Source organism: Bradyrhizobium sp. Kon58 (assembly GCF_055807455.1).
This window is the reverse complement of sequence record NZ_JBVVOT010000167.1, coordinates 1-424: the sequence shown is the minus strand read 5'-3', so window position 1 is coordinate 424 and position 424 is coordinate 1. Positions and strand designations below refer to the sequence as shown.

General features: G+C 43.2%; 1 protein-coding gene. It reads right to left on the bottom strand.

Translation table 11 applies throughout. The features are described 5' to 3' along the window. Positions 1-31: 31 nt before the first annotated feature. A partial coding sequence (locus AC0L20_RS39970) for a phosphorylase family protein (RefSeq protein ID WP_473295663.1) occupies positions 32-424 on the bottom strand: 393 nt, incomplete at its 5' end.

Here is a 424-nt window from a genome sequence, read left to right as displayed (position 1 = left end):
CAACTCTTACAGGTGCAAGATGTTAGCTGATTTATTCCCGAAAGTAGTGGCGGATAAATTGCTCTACAGCGTTCGCAGAGATTGTCGCTGCGTATTGTTGATGCTGATCATCTTTTTTCTTGTCGCCATTATCGCAAACCGATTTCAATGAAATAAAGTCTGCACCTGTAAGAGTTGATGATACTGCGGCATAAACCCCATAAGTTTCCATGTCTAGGCCTGTAACATTACGATGTTGGATCGTACGTATCCGCTCTGATACTCGGACATCAGCGAGTACGGATGAGCCTGTAGCCATAGGTCCTAATACGAGCTTTGGAAGCTGCAATTTATGCTCTCTAGCATAGTCGGAAAAAGATTTCCAAAAGGGCTCGTCCCTCTTCAGCAGAAATAGTTTGTTTCTTAATTCATCATCGATAAAGGC